Genomic DNA, 13105 nt, shown 5'->3' with positions numbered 1-13105 from the left:
CGCCCTAGTCCTGTTTTTCCCCGATGAGTGCGAAGGGTTCTGCACCTGTGATGCGGACCTTTAGCGACTTGCCTGCGGGAATGTCGCCGACGAGGGCTACCGGGCGGTAGGCCTCGTTCCGCGCGATGGAGGTGCCACTCCGGTGGCCCGCCTTTTCGGCGGTGACGCGGCACTCGCGACCCATCCATCGGGAATTGTTCTGTTGCGCGATTTTTTGGAAGGCTTCGGCGAGGATGGCCGATCGTTCGTGCTTGACTCGGTCGGGCACGCGCAGTGCCGTGTCGGCCTCCATCCGCGCGGCGGCCGTTCCCGGCCGGGCGACAAAGCGCGTGATGTTGCATACCGTCGGTCGGGTGTTACGGAGCAGCTGGAGTGTCGCCTCGAAGTCGCTGTCCGTTTCGCCGGGAAATCCGACGATGAGGTCGGTGCTGAGGGTCGCTAGCGGGAAGCGCGTGTTGAATTCGTCGGCGAGCCGGAAAAAGTCACTTGCGGAGTGTCTCCGGTTCATCGCCTTGAGAATGCTGTCGCTTCCGCTCTGCACGGGAATGTGGATAAACTTGTAGAGACGGTCGTCCTGGAAACATTCCCAGAGCGAATCTGCGTATTGCTGCATGTGGCGCGGGTTTCCCATGCCGAGGCGTATCCGGTAGTCGCCGGGAACATGCGCGAGAATGTCCTGCGTGAGTTTCGCAAGGTTTGTCCCGATGTCGAACCCGTAGCAGGCGCAGTCCTGGCCGGTAAGCTGGATTTCGGAGCAGCCGTCAGCTACGAGTTGCTTGACCTGCTCGACGATTCCTTCGGGAGCGTAGCTTTTGAGACGTCCTTTCACGAGGTGCGTGCTGCAGAACGCGCAGGCGTCGAGACAGCCTTCCTCGATATTCACGATTCCTGTGAACGGCGATTCTCGAAGGATCCTGCCTTGCATCGGAATTTTGGATTCCGCGACAAGGTTGCTAATTCCAGAGGTGGCGGAGATTTCCTTTAAATCCGTAAAAACTACTTTGTTTGTGAACCTGGAGGCTTCCTCGCGGAAGTCCTTCGGGGCGCACCCTGTGATGAACAGCGGCACATCCGGAAACGATTCGGATGCGGCCCGTAAAAGCTTCAGAGCCCCCGCGTTGCCCTTCACGGTGCAGACGTTCAGGTAGATGGCATCAGGCGTAACCTGCTGACTTGGCTTTCCTTGTGCGGTTGACTTCGCTTCCGGTAGGCTGAACAGGATTCGGCAATCCGGGTGTAGGGTGGCTAGCGCCCTTGCTATGCGTTCCCCGTCGCCGAAATTTGCGGCACACCCCTGGCTGATTACGGCAAAAACCGGATTCTCGGCACTCATTTCTCGAACCGCTCCAGCGTGATTCCCGGATAGTAGTGCGTGAGGATGGTCTTGAAATCCTGGCCCGCGGCACTCCGGGCGCGGACGCCCATCTGGCACATGCCGACTCCGTGTCCGAACCCTTTGCCGGAGACTGTCCATTCGCCTTTCTTGTGTTCTATCCTGAAGAACGACGACGGGAGGATTGTCCCGCCCTTCTTGAACAGCCATCGCACCTTGTCGCCCCGGACTTCGAACTTGCCCTTGTCTGTTTCGACGGCGAGCGTGAGGATTCTTCCGCTAGGGAGCGTATCCTTGATGGCGATGTCCTTGATTTTCTTGAAGTCCGGGGCTTTCGCCTTGGCCTCTTTCGCATTCTTTTTCGCGAGCGTTTCCATTTCCTTGTCGCCGAACTTGCGTTCCCACTTGCTGTAGCTCGATTCGCTGCACCAGGGCGTTCCGTCGGGGCGCAGGTCGGGGCTGCTTTTCAGGTAGGGCAGGTCGGGGCGTTCCCAGGTGGCGAGCGTCTCGGTTTCGCCGCCGCAGGTGGAATGGTAGTAGGCGATGATGAATTCGCCGTTGTAGGTCATCACGATTCCGGCGGTCGCCTTCACGGCGCTGTCGGTGAGCGGGGTTGCGCTTTGTAGGCCCTTGTACACCTGGTCCTTGGTGTCGGCGTACACGTCGAAGCCCATGGATTCGCGGCTGCCGAAGTGCTTGTAGGCATACGTGCGCGCGGCGATGGCCTGCGATTCGAGGGCACTGAACCTGCTGCTGTCGAGCTTGCCGATTTCGTAGGGCACGACACCGCGCAGGTAGTCCTCTACGTCGACCACGTTTACTGCGTTTATCAAACCCTTGCTTGCGCTTACGTAGAAGTGCCCGGGGTAGCACGCGGTGGCGAGTTCCTTTGTCGTCGGCGCGATAGAGATGCAATTCCCTTCGCCGTAGATTTCCTTGCTGTCGAGCGTGGCGGCGTTTTCCTTGCCCTGGAACTTCACCTTGTTGCCCGCTGGGGTTATGTGTATGGTCTCGCCTTCGAGCTTCAGGTAGAGTTCCTTGACGCCGACATAGACTCCCACTTTCAGGGGGCGGTTCAGGTTCTCGGGAATCTTTTTTGCGATGACGCCTGCCGGCAAGTTTGCGCTTGCGTTGTGCGTTTCGGAGACGCTTGTCGCTTCGATCGGTGTGAAATTTACGGGTGCCCCGTAATCGGATTCGTCGTTTGTCTGCTTCTGTCCGGCGGAGTCCTGCGGTAGAGCTTGCTGGACGGGTTTTGTCTCGGGCAAAACCGGCAGTTCAAAATCGTCGGCAAACGCTATTGCCGAAAGTGCGAAAACGCAGAGCGCGGAAAATTTAGGACACCCAATCACCAACCGCCGGTCACTTCTTCTTCAGTTTTGCCTGGGTCTCTTTCGCCATCTTGCGGAGCTTGGACTGGTTCATCGTGCGGTCGGCGGTAGAAATCTTGTCCACGAACAGGTCGCCGTTCAGGTGGTCCGTCTCGTGCTGGATACAGCGGGCAAAGAGCCCTTCGCAGTTATGGATTTCTTGCGGTTCGCCGTTGATGTCGAAAAAGCGCACACACACCTTGTCCGGGCGCACTACATTGCAGAAGATATCCGGAAGAGAGAGACAGCCTTCGTCGTAGTCCACGGGCTTCGCATCTTCTTCGGGTTCCCATTCGGGGTTGAACATGATGTAGGGACGCGGGTCCTCCTCGCCGGGGATGGCCGTGTCGATGACCACGAGGCGGATGTTCCTGCCAATCTGCGGGGCGGCAAGTCCACAGCCCGGGGCGTCGTACATGGTTTCGAGCATGTCCTGTGCCAGTTGGCGCAGTTCCGGAGTGATTTCGGTAATCGGCTCGCTTTTTTTGCGGAGCACCGGGTCGCCGTAAATGCGGATGGGGAGGAGGGCCATGGGTTATTCCTTGTCGCGGATTACTTCTTTTCGTCCTTCTTTTCTTCGGCGGACTTTGCTTCGGCGTTCAGCACGCGGAGAATGGCGCCCTTTTCGAATTCGATGAGGGTCGTGGAGGATGTACGCACGGTCACGTAGCCCGTGGAATCCTCGATGTTCGTGACGGTGCCGATGATGCCGGCGGTCGTCATGACCTTGTCACCCTTCTTGAGGGCCTTGCGCATTTCTTCCATCTTCTTCCTTTCCTTGCTCTGCGGGCGGATGAAGAAGAGCCACATCACGACGAACAGGAGGATGATGGGAAGGAATCCCATGATGCCGCCGCCGGGCTGCTGTGCAGGGTCGGCTTCCTGGGCGAATGCGGCGATGGAGGAAAGGGTCACGAGGAGTGCGGAAAGTTTCATGTTTAGCCTTGTTTTAAGGTGATTGTTTGTTTCGCGCGGAAATATAGAAAAATTCGCTATACCAGCTTCTTGTCGAGCAGCGGGAATATACGGTTGAGTTCGAGCAGGTCGAGGATATGCTCGAAGTCGCCGGAGATGCTCTCGATGTTTTCGAGGGCGGATTCCTCGCCAAACGCAGGCTCGGATTGGAGTGTCCCGCTTTGCAGTAGCGGCGCGAGCGTGCGCATCGAAAGTGTGCTTCCGAACAGGGTCTTTTTTGCCTGCGACTCGAACGTATCCATGGGAACGGTGGCATGCCCGTTCTTGAGCGGAATCCCGTTGTCGCGGACGGCCTTTACGAATGCGGTGAGCACGAGCTGGTCGGTGATGGAAAGGATGTTCGGCGATACCTGCTTGTTGATGGCGCGGTAGCGGAGGGCCTCGTAGAGCATGGGGACAATCTGGAGGCTGGAGACCCTCACCGTTTCGCCTTCGACTTTCAAAAGTCCGATGCCCTCGAGAATCTGCAATAGTTTGTCTGTGTCGGACGCGTCCGTGTTGTTGAGGACGAGCATCTTCTTGCGGATGGTCGTAACCGGGATGTTGTCCGCGCCCGAGGTAGAAAGGTGCTTGCTGAAAAGGAACAGCAGTGCCGGGAGCGCCTGCACGATCTTGTGCTTTTTCTGGTTGCTCTCGGCGATGTGGCAGTGGTTTGCGATAAATGAAAGCGTGGAGCGGAACCAGGCAGGCTTGAGTTCGAGTTCACGCTGGAGTGCCGCCTGCTCGATGAAGACTATTTCGCTATTTTCGGCGGCGCGGACCGTGTATTCGCGGGGGGCGCTTTCGAGGAGGCTGAATTCGCCGATGAGCGAGCCGGGCCCGAAGTTCTGCCAGTGCCTCTGCCGCAGCTGCTTGGACATGCCGACGAGCATGCCCGACTTGACGATGACGAGGCTCGATGCCTTGTCGCCTTCGAGGAACAGGTATTCGCCTTCCTTGACGAGCATCAGACGGCCCCCCGGAGGTTGGAGTCGTAACGCAGCGCCGTGAGGAAGTATTCAATTTTCTTGAGGTCGATGTGGAACTTGTTCGAAAGCCCTTCCTTGAAGCAGCCCAGGTCCTGGAGCGTAATCCACTGCGCGACATCGATGGGGAGTTCCCTCTCGTTCAGGAGCGATATCCATTCGGGAGCTTCCATCTCGACGGTCTCGTCGAGCGTGGTGAGGTGCACGAGGATGCGTTTTTGCGGGAGGCTCAGCCGGAGCGGTTCCCATGAGATGCCTTCGTCCTGCGCAAACAGGTAGTCCGAATAGATTTGCATGAGCATCGCGTTGTGGACCTGCAGGTAGAGCGAATCGCCGTCTTTCGAAATGGCAATGAAGTTGCGGCGGGCAAGGGCCTTCACGTCTTCCTTGATGGTCGCTGCCGGGATGCGGGTAATCCAGTTGAATTCACGGACGAGATCTTCGAATGCGTACTTGTGCCCCGATTCCAGGTGGGCGCAGTATTCCGCGAGACTCATCAGCGTATTCTCGACCGGGGTCGTGCGTGCGGATTCCTTTAGCAGGCGAGTCTTTACGGCGAGGTTCTTCAGGATGGCGAGCAGCCAGACGGGGATGTTCTTGAGCTCGGATTCGAGACATTCTTCCGAGAGCACGGTGATTTCGGAATCTACGGAAGCCTCGATGGTGTAGCGCAGGGGCTCGCGTTCGAAAAGCGATGCCACGCCGACGATATCGCCCGGCTGCATCTTGAACTTGACGGTTCGGTTGCCACCAGCCTTGTCCACGGCGACGAGTTCGCCCTCGTCGAGGATGATGAGTTCCCGATTTCCGGAGTCCGGAGAATATACAACAAAACCCGCCTTCACGCGCGAATGCGTGGGCGGGATAACTTGCTGCCGGGAATTCCCGTTCATCGGGAAACTACCCCTTGAAGCCTAATTAGGCCTCGCGTTCTTCGATACGGGCTGCCTTACCGCGGAGGTTGCGCATGTAGTAGATGCGGGACTGGCGGACCTTGCCGGCGCGGTCGAGAACGATGGAGTCGATGCGGGGGCTGTTGACCGGGAAGATGCGTTCGACGGCCACGGAGCCGGACATCTTGCGGACGGTGATCGTCTTGGAAATGCCGGAGTTCTTGTGCTGGATCACGACACCCTTGAACGGCTGGATACGTTCCTTGGTGCCTTCAATGACCTTGACGTTCACGGTAACGGTGTCGCCGGCGCGGAAAGCCGGAATATCGGACTTCACGTTTTCGTTGTGGATTGCTTCGATGTTCAGGGACATAATGTGTACCTCTTAATTATTTGTCGCCAAATTTAGCATTTAATTTGATTTTTTCAAGGATGTCGGGGCGTCTTTCTTGCGTTCTTTTCAAGGATTCCTGCCTCCGCCACTCCGAAATGTTCTTGTGATGGCCCGAAAGCAGCACTTCGGGCACCTTTTTTCCCTCAAATTCCTCCGGGCGGGTGTAGACCGGCCATCCCAGTACGCCCTGCGCGAAGGAGTCGGTGTCGCCGCTCTCGCGGTTGCCCAGCGCCCCGTCGATGAGTCTCACGACCGCGTCGGTCAAAAGCATTGCGGGCAGTTCGCCCCCGCTGACCACGAAATCGCCTATGGAAATCTCCATGTCGACCTCGGTCTGGCGGATGCGGTCGTCGATGCCCTTGTAGTGCCCGCACACGAGAACCAGGTGGGATTCGTGCGAGAGTTCCTCCGCAATCTTGTGCGTAAAGGGCACGCCGTCTGCCGTGAGGTAGATGACCTTCCCGCCGTCCTGCTTTACGCCCGTGCTGCGGATGGCTGCGGCGAGCGGTTCGGGCCGGAGCACCATGCCCGGTTCACCCCCGTAGGGCACGTCGTCCACCTGGCCGTAGTCGTTTATCGCGAAGTCGCGGAGGTAGACCGTGTTGAATTCCATGAGGCCCTTCGCCTGTGCGCGCCCCATGATGGATTGCTTCATCGGGGCGAACATCTCGGGGAATATGGTGATGCAGTCGATGACCATCATGCCTCCCCGCTGTTCTCGGGCAGCGCTTCCGAGGAGTGGTCCTCGGGGCAGAGCGCCTTCAGGTAGGCCGCGTCGCACACAATGAACCCTCCGTCCTCGTCGATATCGAGCACGCAGTCGTCTATCCACGGGGCGAGGATGGACTTGCTGCTGAATTCGGACTGGAAGGCGCCGTCGAACTTGATGTTGAAAGCGTTGACCGTCGGGAGTTCCTGCACCTCGAGCACTTCGCCGATGTCCTTGCCGTCTTCGGTATGGACGCGGAAGCCTTCCAGGTCGTCGATGTAGTACTCGCCCTCGGGTGCGGGGAGCCTCTCCGATTCAGGAATCATCACGTCGCCGTTCACGAAGTGCGCGATCGATTCGGGCGTGTCGTAGCCTTCGAACTTCAAAAGCCAGATGTCGTTCGCCTGCTTGGAATCCTCGATACGCAGGTCCAGTTCCTCGCCGTTCGTCTTTTTGAGGCGCACGTCCTTGAGGCTCTTGTGGCGCGTAATGTCGTGGGTGAGGGGCATCGCCTTGATGTAACCCTTCACGCCATGCGTGCGCATGAGCTGGCAGACGGTGATGTAGGCTTCGGAATCGGACATCTTATAGTGGTTTGAAGTGTTCGGGGGATAAAAAAAGTCCCGTGCGTGGGGCACAGGACTCTTTAGCAAAGCTTGATTATGCTTCGGCCGGAGCTTCGGCGGCGGGAGCGGCCTCGGCAGCTTCCTTGGCGGCTTTCTCGGCTTCGATCTTGGCGAGGGCCTTGGGGCCGAGCTTCACGGCCTTCTTCTTTTCCGGACGCGGAGTGGCGGTCTTGCCTTCGATGGAGCGGCCGGCCTTGATCTCGTGGAAGAGGTCGAGGATGCCGACCTGCTTCAGGAGGTTGCGGACGGTGTCGGACGGCTGGGCGCCGACGGAGAGCCACTTGAGGATCTTTTCCTGGTCGAAGCGGATATCGGCCTTCTTGAGGTTCGGGTTGTAGAAGCCGACCTGTTCGATAAAGCTATCGTCGCGAGCCTTGCGGTTGTCGATGACGACGGCGCGGTAGATGGGGTTGTGACGCTTGCCGAAGCGGGCGAGACGGATAACAGTTGCCATTTTAACCTCTTTTTGGGGTTCCCGGAGACCGGGGTTGTTGTTTTTGCCGGGGCAATATAGAAATAAACCATTTGTGTGTAAAGGACGGAAATGTAAATTTTTCCGTCATTTACGTATAAATTAACGTTCAAAACTATAAAATTTGGCGAAATTTCTTCAAAATCGCCAAAAAAAGACTTTTGCGGATTCCCTGCCCGGGGGCTAGTTGCCACCTTTTAGGATGGCGCGGAGCTCATTTGCGGCCTTCTCGAGGTCGTCGTTCACGATGGTATATTCGTATTTTCCCTGCGTTTTCGCGAATTCCATCTCCTTTTTCGCATTGTGGAGGCGGGTCTGGATGACTTCTTCCGAGTCGGTGCCGCGGCCGCGGAGCCTGCGTTCGAGTTCCTCTTCGCTCGGGGGGAGGATGAGGATGCCGGTCGCGTCGGGGTAGACCTTGTCGAAGTTCACCTTGCCGAACACGTCGATGTCGAACAGGACGCGCTTGCCCTGACGGAGCATGTCCTCGACAAAGAACTTGGGAGTGCCGTAGTAGTTGCCGTGCACCAGGTTGTATTCCACCAGCGCATCGTCCTTGATCATCTGCTCGAACTCTTCCTTCGTCTTGAAGAAGTAGTGCACGCCGTTTACTTCGCCCTCGCGGGGGGCGCGGGTGGTGGCCGAGATGGAATACACGATGTCCGGGAATTCGCCAATGACCTTGTCCTTGAGGGTGGTCTTGCCTGCGCCGCTCGCGGCACTCATCACGAAAAGTTTGTTCTTCATGATGTAAAATTTAGTAAAATCGGGCCCGCGGGTGTGATTTTTGACAAAAGGGGCTCCGCGAATTTGATTTTGCTCAAATAAATGAAAGCCGAGGATGTGATATGACGCAAGAGCTCCGCGATGTTGTTAAAAAAAAGTTTTGCGATTGTTATATTTATATTCACTTGGCGAAAGGGATTAGGAGATTCTATGAAATCTAGTTTTATTGCTGTTGTGTTGGCGTGCCTTGCAGGCATGGCCTTTGCCGACCCGACTGTATCTATCTTTGTGAAGGACGCCTCCGAGTTCCAGGCGATACAGGCTGACTTGCAGCAGTTGAAGGCGGGCATCGGGAGCGATAACCCCGAACTTGATTCCCTGATTACCCGTGCGAACCGCATCGCGAAAATGAACGACCGGTGTAGCATGGTTTCTATAAATGACGTGCTAGACGAGGAGTGCGGTCATTTTTATGCCGTGGAACTCCCCGAATTCGAATCGCGCTACATGGAAGTGACCGGCGAACTGCGCCTGGGCGTGGTGACCATGGCGAACGACCTGGAACAGCGCACGCAGCAGATTGACGCCTGTACCGACGCCTTTTCTCGCATTATCGCGAGCAAGGAGAACCTCCTGAAAATCGAGGGCGGCGTGGACCTGGAACCGCTCTCGCATGCGGGCGCTTTCGATGCATCTTACAACTTCAAGCTGCGCTACGACGAACGCCGCATGGACCAGCAGAAGCATTTTACCGAACTCTGGCTCTCGAAGTGCGGAGACATTGTGCTGCGCAAGTCGGGCGACGAGTTTGCACCGCTCTTTGTGCAGGCGCTCGACCACATGAACGACTCGCTTTTGCATACGAAGACGAACCTGAAGGTGGTTCTCGATACGAGCGACCTCTCGCTCTACCTGGACCTGAACAGGCCGGTGGCGGGCGCGTACTACCTGAGCGGCGCCGAACTCTTCAACGTGACGCAGATTCCTTCGGGCAAGGAGAACGCGCACCTGCTTGTGAACATGAAGGACAAGTCCGTGAACTTCCCGAAGGGACGTGACGGCGAAATGGCCACTTACAAGGGCCGCGTGGAATTCGAGAAGGCGAGCGACGACCTGGTGGGCCGCTGGATTTGGGGTCGCGATTCTACGGCCATCAAGGCGATGCCCAAGATGAATACGAAGACGGTTGCATCCGAGGTGGTGACTGCCTCGGGAACGGTGTCCAATGCCGCTCCGGTAGCGGAAACGGCCCCGCAGGCGGGCGACAAGGTCGATACCGGCATTCCCGAAGCGGAAAAGTCGGGAGACACGCACTGGGTGCTTATCGGTATTTCGGCGGCAACGCTCATTACGGGCACGACGCTTGCTGTGGTTTACAACAACAAGGCGAAAAGCGAAAGCGAAAAAATGCCGGCTTCGCGCGAAGAATTCAATAAACGCCACGACGACATCGGGAAGTACCAGAAGTATCGCACCGCGGGCATCGGCATTGCCATTGTGGGTGGAATCGGCCTCGGGCTGAGCATCGCATTCTAGGGAGGAAACTATGAAAAAGATTTTTGCGCTCATCCTCGCATTCCTCTTTGCGGCCTGCAGCAACTACCAGGAAGAGTTCGACAACAACTTCGGGGCGCTTGAGTATGTGGACGATGTTGATTATTCTTCGTCGTCGGGAGACGATGATCCGTTGCCTTCGTCTTCGGATGTTGATAATCCGTCGTCATCTTCTGTTCCGACATCGAGCGGTGCCGAACCGCAGTCTTCGGAAGCGGTTCCGACCCAGAGTTCTGAGAAATTGTCCAGTAGCTCTGCTGAATCTAGCAGCTCCGCAAAGTCTAGTAGCTCCGCGAAGTCGAGCAGTTCGGTAAAATCGAGTAGTTCGGAGACCTCTTCTTCGTCGTCCAGTTTCGGGTCGAGCGGAAGCTTCACTTATGTGATCAATAGTAAAACATACACTTCAAGCTATGTGAGACATAACAATTATATTTGGATGGACCAGGATTTGGTAAACAGTGTTTGGGGGCATTCTTCAGGTGAATGGAATGGTGCTCCCAAATATTTCACATGGTCAGAGGCTAAGAAAGCTTGCCCGAATGGGTGGCGCTTGCCGAAATCTGAGGAAATTAGAAAGTCTCGTAATTTAGAAAATAGCACATCTTTTAATGATAGTGGTGCTTTGGCAGGTTATTTCCTTTATACTAAATGGCACAAAGTAGGCGAAGAGGGCATGTATTGGACCAGTGACACTACAGGTGGTTATGCCGAAGTCTTTTCGCTTAAGAAAAACGGTGGGGCTGGCAAAATTGTCAGTGTAAATATAGGTTTTGAAGATAAGTCGGTAATGTTACCTGTTCGTTGTGTCCAGCCAAGTGGTAATATGTTTAATGAACCGAGAAGTTCTTCTCTGTCGATTAAACTTTCAAAGGAAAAAATCTATGACAGCACTTATGTGACTGTAACAATAGGCGACCAGACTTGGATGGCGGAGAACCTACTCTATTATTATAACTTTGGCGTCGCAGAGAAGTGTTATGATGGAAATAAAGCTCTTTGCAGGGTATATGGCAACTATTTTACTTGGAATAGTTCGCAACAAATTGATGAAAAGTGTAGCACATACGATAGCAAATGGATTCTTCCGACAGAATCAGATGTAAATACATTAATAGAAACTGTTGGAGGTGTAGATAAACTCGCATCTGTTGGGATGGAAGGGACGAATGCCGCTGAATTTGATATAGTTCCATCGGGCCATTATGCAAAAGGTGCGGTTTTCAAAACTGTGGAAGAATCTGAATATCCAGCGTGTTTCTGGTTGTTTGCGGATGCAATATATGACGAGTCGGATGCATTTTACGAGTCGGATGCATTTTGTATAAAAAAAGATCTCACTGGATCAATCGTTAAACTCCCTGTAGCTGAATATCATCCAATTCGCTTAATACGAAATCCAAGCTGCCGTTAGCTTTCATAGTATTGCGCCTAATTTAAACGTCTACATATAACCGTATAAATCCCGGGGCCGATGGCTCCGGGATGACTTGCTTTTGGATGACTGCTAGTTCTTCTTATCTTCGATGTATAGCGGACGCTGCTTGACTTCGTCGTAGATGCGGCCGATGTATTCTCCGAGAATCCCGATTGACATGAGCTGCACGCCCGCAAAGAACACGATGGCCGTCATGAGCGAAGCCCAGCCGGGGACTGTCGTCGCGGGGCTCAGTATTTTTTCGAGGATGGACCATACGAATACGCCGAAACCGACAACGGTTGCAAAAAGTCCCATGTAGAAACTGACCTTGAGCGGGGCGGAACTGAATCCGGTAATGCCGTCGAAGGCGAGGTGCAGCATCTTCTTGAGCGGGTACTTGGACTTGCCCGCAGTGCGTTCGGCACGGTCATACTTGACGCCAATCTTTTTGAAGCCAACCCAACAGACAAGCCCGCGCAAGAAGCGGCTACGTTCCGGCAAGTTCTTGAGCTGGTCCACCACGCAGCGGTCCATGAGGCGGAAGTCGCCGGTATCGGGCGGAATTTCGATGCTCGTGAGCTTGCCGATGACACGGTAGAAGCAGAACGCGGTAAAACGCTTGAAGATGGTTTCGCCCTTGCGCTTGTTCCTCTGCGCGTAGACGACCTGGTAGCCCTCGCGCCACTTTGCGAGCATTTCGTGGATGAGGCTTGGCGGGTCCTGCAGGTCGCCGTCGATAATCACCACCGCATCGCCGATTGCATGGTCGAGCCCCGCGCTGAAGGCAGCCTGGTGCCCGAAATTGCGGCTGAAGTTGATAATCTTGTTATTCGGATTGCCCGGAAGCAGTCCCTCGACAATTTCGCGCGTCTTGTCCTTCGAACCGTCGTTCACGAAAATGAGTTCGTGTTCGATATCCTTGAGTTCTTCTTCGAGAACGCGGTAGGTTTCGGCAACGATTTCTTCTTCGTTAAAGACGGGAATGATGACAGATAAAAGCATGGCTAAATAATAGTAATTAAGGAATCAGGACGGGATGGACGAAGTCCACGTGGCTGCAGTCGATGCTCCCCTTGGGTATAGTCTTGAGGGTGAGTTTCTGGACTCCCTCGGTGTTTGCTGATAGCGTGTGGATGATTCCGTTCTGGAATACGGGGCTCGTGGCAAGCACGTTCCCGTCACCGATGATTTGCACCGAAACGCCCTCGCTGCAGAGGCTTTCGTCGTCGAGCCCGAACGATGTGCGGAACGCGCGGTACTTGCCTTCGAGATTGAACGATGTTTCCGAGGCGGCGTGAGTCGAGAATCCTTCGGCGAAGTGCTTGCCGTCGAGAATCATGTCGTGGTTCTCGATGCTCTTGCCCCAGTGGAGTTTGCCCCAGTCCTGGCGGTGCTCGACGAGTATCGACTGCGGAAGGCGAGTTGTCCCCCCGGCATCGTTGAAGTAGTATTTTGAAACATCGGCAAGCTTCGTGCGCTTTTCCGTGTCCGTGACGATGTAGCGGATGGTGTTGTAACCGGGCTGCAATTTGTCATAACCCACCAGAACGTTGTATTCTCCGGGGGCGTAGACTGTATCTTTCAGCAGGAACTTGTCAAGCGTAATCCGGAGTGCCCAGTTCCGGGTCGCTTCTGCCTGTTCCTTGAGCTTGTAATTCAGGAGCAGCGGGG

General features: G+C 55.5%; 16 protein-coding genes. 2 read left to right on the top strand and 14 right to left on the bottom strand.

The window, feature by feature from the left end:
- Positions 1-4 precede the first annotated feature (4 nt).
- The 11 genes from B2952_RS03815 to gmk all read right to left on the bottom strand — a co-directional run bounded on the left by B2952_RS03815 (position 5) and on the right by gmk (position 8484).
- A complete protein-coding gene (locus B2952_RS03815) occupies positions 5-1333 on the bottom strand; it encodes a MiaB/RimO family radical SAM methylthiotransferase (protein WP_290734971.1) in 1329 nt (442 codons plus the stop codon).
- Complete coding sequence (locus tag B2952_RS03810) at positions 1330-2685, bottom strand: SpoIID/LytB domain-containing protein (protein WP_290734969.1); 1356 nt, start codon at positions 2683-2685, stop codon at positions 1330-1332. The genes B2952_RS03815 and B2952_RS03810 overlap by 4 nt, the downstream gene beginning before the upstream one ends.
- A gap of 10 nt (positions 2686-2695) precedes the next feature.
- Positions 2696-3235: a peptide deformylase gene (gene def, locus B2952_RS03805; RefSeq protein WP_173366197.1), complete on the bottom strand. Its 540-nt coding sequence runs from the start codon at positions 3233-3235 to the stop codon at positions 2696-2698.
- 20 nt (positions 3236-3255) lie between these two features.
- Positions 3256-3639, bottom strand: coding sequence for a preprotein translocase subunit YajC (gene yajC / locus B2952_RS03800; protein ID WP_290734967.1), 384 nt, complete (start codon positions 3637-3639; stop codon positions 3256-3258).
- A 56-nt stretch (positions 3640-3695) separates the two neighbouring features.
- Positions 3696-4625: a cyclic nucleotide-binding domain-containing protein gene (locus B2952_RS03795; protein WP_290732034.1), complete on the bottom strand. Its 930-nt coding sequence runs from the start codon at positions 4623-4625 to the stop codon at positions 3696-3698.
- Entirely contained in the window at positions 4625-5536 is a 912-nt protein-coding gene (locus B2952_RS03790) for a cyclic nucleotide-binding domain-containing protein (RefSeq protein WP_173366194.1), read from the bottom strand. Before B2952_RS03790 ends, B2952_RS03795 begins: the two co-directional genes overlap by 1 nt.
- 25 nt (positions 5537-5561) lie before the next feature.
- On the bottom strand, positions 5562-5909 hold the full coding sequence (gene rplS, locus B2952_RS03785; RefSeq protein WP_173382384.1) for a 50S ribosomal protein L19: 348 nt from the start codon (positions 5907-5909) through the stop codon (positions 5562-5564).
- A gap of 16 nt (positions 5910-5925) precedes the next feature.
- A complete protein-coding gene (gene trmD / locus B2952_RS03780) occupies positions 5926-6630 on the bottom strand; it encodes a tRNA (guanosine(37)-N1)-methyltransferase TrmD (RefSeq protein ID WP_349679834.1) in 705 nt (234 codons plus the stop codon).
- Positions 6630-7223 carry a ribosome maturation factor RimM gene (rimM, locus tag B2952_RS03775; protein WP_290734963.1) on the bottom strand — a complete coding sequence of 198 codons (594 nt, stop codon included), beginning with the start codon at positions 7221-7223 and terminating at the stop codon, positions 6630-6632. The genes trmD and rimM overlap by 1 nt, the downstream gene beginning before the upstream one ends.
- A gap of 76 nt (positions 7224-7299) precedes the next feature.
- Entirely contained in the window at positions 7300-7719 is a 420-nt protein-coding gene (gene rpsP, locus B2952_RS03770; protein ID WP_290732027.1) for a 30S ribosomal protein S16, read from the bottom strand.
- Between the two features lie 201 nt (positions 7720-7920).
- Positions 7921-8484: a guanylate kinase gene (gene gmk, locus B2952_RS03765; RefSeq protein ID WP_173366190.1), complete on the bottom strand. Its 564-nt coding sequence runs from the start codon at positions 8482-8484 to the stop codon at positions 7921-7923.
- A gap of 189 nt (positions 8485-8673) precedes the next feature.
- Between gmk and B2952_RS03760 the strand changes: the two genes are divergently transcribed.
- The gene (locus tag B2952_RS03760; RefSeq protein WP_290734961.1) at positions 8674-9999 is read left to right on the top strand and encodes a hypothetical protein; all 1326 of its coding nucleotides are present in this window, start codon (positions 8674-8676) and stop codon (positions 9997-9999) included.
- 120 nt (positions 10000-10119) lie between these two features.
- On the opposite strand, the gene B2952_RS03755 is transcribed toward B2952_RS03760, so the two are convergent.
- Entirely contained in the window at positions 10120-10392 is a 273-nt protein-coding gene (locus B2952_RS03755) for a hypothetical protein (RefSeq protein ID WP_290732019.1), read from the bottom strand.
- Positions 10393-10465: 73 nt separating this feature from the next.
- On the opposite strand from B2952_RS03755, the gene B2952_RS03750 reads away from it, so the two are divergent.
- Positions 10466-11428: an FISUMP domain-containing protein gene (locus B2952_RS03750; RefSeq protein WP_290781505.1), complete on the top strand. Its 963-nt coding sequence runs from the start codon at positions 10466-10468 to the stop codon at positions 11426-11428.
- A 93-nt stretch (positions 11429-11521) separates the two neighbouring features.
- On the opposite strand, the gene B2952_RS03745 is transcribed toward B2952_RS03750, so the two are convergent.
- The gene (locus B2952_RS03745) at positions 11522-12436 is read right to left on the bottom strand and encodes a glycosyltransferase family 2 protein (RefSeq protein WP_290734959.1); all 915 of its coding nucleotides are present in this window, start codon (positions 12434-12436) and stop codon (positions 11522-11524) included.
- A gap of 16 nt (positions 12437-12452) precedes the next feature.
- On the bottom strand, positions 12453-13105 hold a 653-nt coding region (locus tag B2952_RS03740), incomplete at its 5' end, for an NPCBM/NEW2 domain-containing protein (protein ID WP_290781503.1).

The organism is Fibrobacter sp. UBA7003 (assembly GCA_002449765.1).
Lineage (GTDB): Bacteria > Fibrobacterota > Fibrobacteria > Fibrobacterales > Fibrobacteraceae > Fibrobacter.
This window is presented reverse-complemented; position numbering and strand designations above follow the sequence as displayed.

What these genes read in the sequence shown, in the direction of transcription:
- B2952_RS03815 (WP_290734971.1), bottom strand. Translation starts at nt 1,333, where the DNA reads ATGAGTGCCGAGAATCCGGTTTTTGCCGTAATCAGCCAGGGGTGTGCC.
- def (WP_173366197.1), bottom strand. Translation starts at nt 3,235, where the DNA reads ATGGCCCTCCTCCCCATCCGCATTTACGGCGACCCGGTGCTCCGCAAA.
- yajC (WP_290734967.1), bottom strand. Translation starts at nt 3,639, where the DNA reads ATGAAACTTTCCGCACTCCTCGTGACCCTTTCCTCCATCGCCGCATTC.
- B2952_RS03795 (WP_290732034.1), bottom strand. Translation starts at nt 4,625, where the DNA reads ATGCTCGTCAAGGAAGGCGAATACCTGTTCCTCGAAGGCGACAAGGCA.
- B2952_RS03790 (WP_173366194.1), bottom strand. Translation starts at nt 5,536, where the DNA reads ATGAACGGGAATTCCCGGCAGCAAGTTATCCCGCCCACGCATTCGCGC.
- rplS (WP_173382384.1), bottom strand. Translation starts at nt 5,909, where the DNA reads ATGTCCCTGAACATCGAAGCAATCCACAACGAAAACGTGAAGTCCGAT.
- trmD (WP_349679834.1), bottom strand. Translation starts at nt 6,630, where the DNA reads ATGGTCATCGACTGCATCACCATATTCCCCGAGATGTTCGCCCCGATG.
- rimM (WP_290734963.1), bottom strand. Translation starts at nt 7,223, where the DNA reads ATGTCCGATTCCGAAGCCTACATCACCGTCTGCCAGCTCATGCGCACG.
- rpsP (WP_290732027.1), bottom strand. Translation starts at nt 7,719, where the DNA reads ATGGCAACTGTTATCCGTCTCGCCCGCTTCGGCAAGCGTCACAACCCC.
- gmk (WP_173366190.1), bottom strand. Translation starts at nt 8,484, where the DNA reads ATGAAGAACAAACTTTTCGTGATGAGTGCCGCGAGCGGCGCAGGCAAG.
- B2952_RS03760 (WP_290734961.1), top strand. Translation starts at nt 8,674, where the DNA reads ATGAAATCTAGTTTTATTGCTGTTGTGTTGGCGTGCCTTGCAGGCATG.
- B2952_RS03745 (WP_290734959.1), bottom strand. Translation starts at nt 12,436, where the DNA reads ATGCTTTTATCTGTCATCATTCCCGTCTTTAACGAAGAAGAAATCGTT.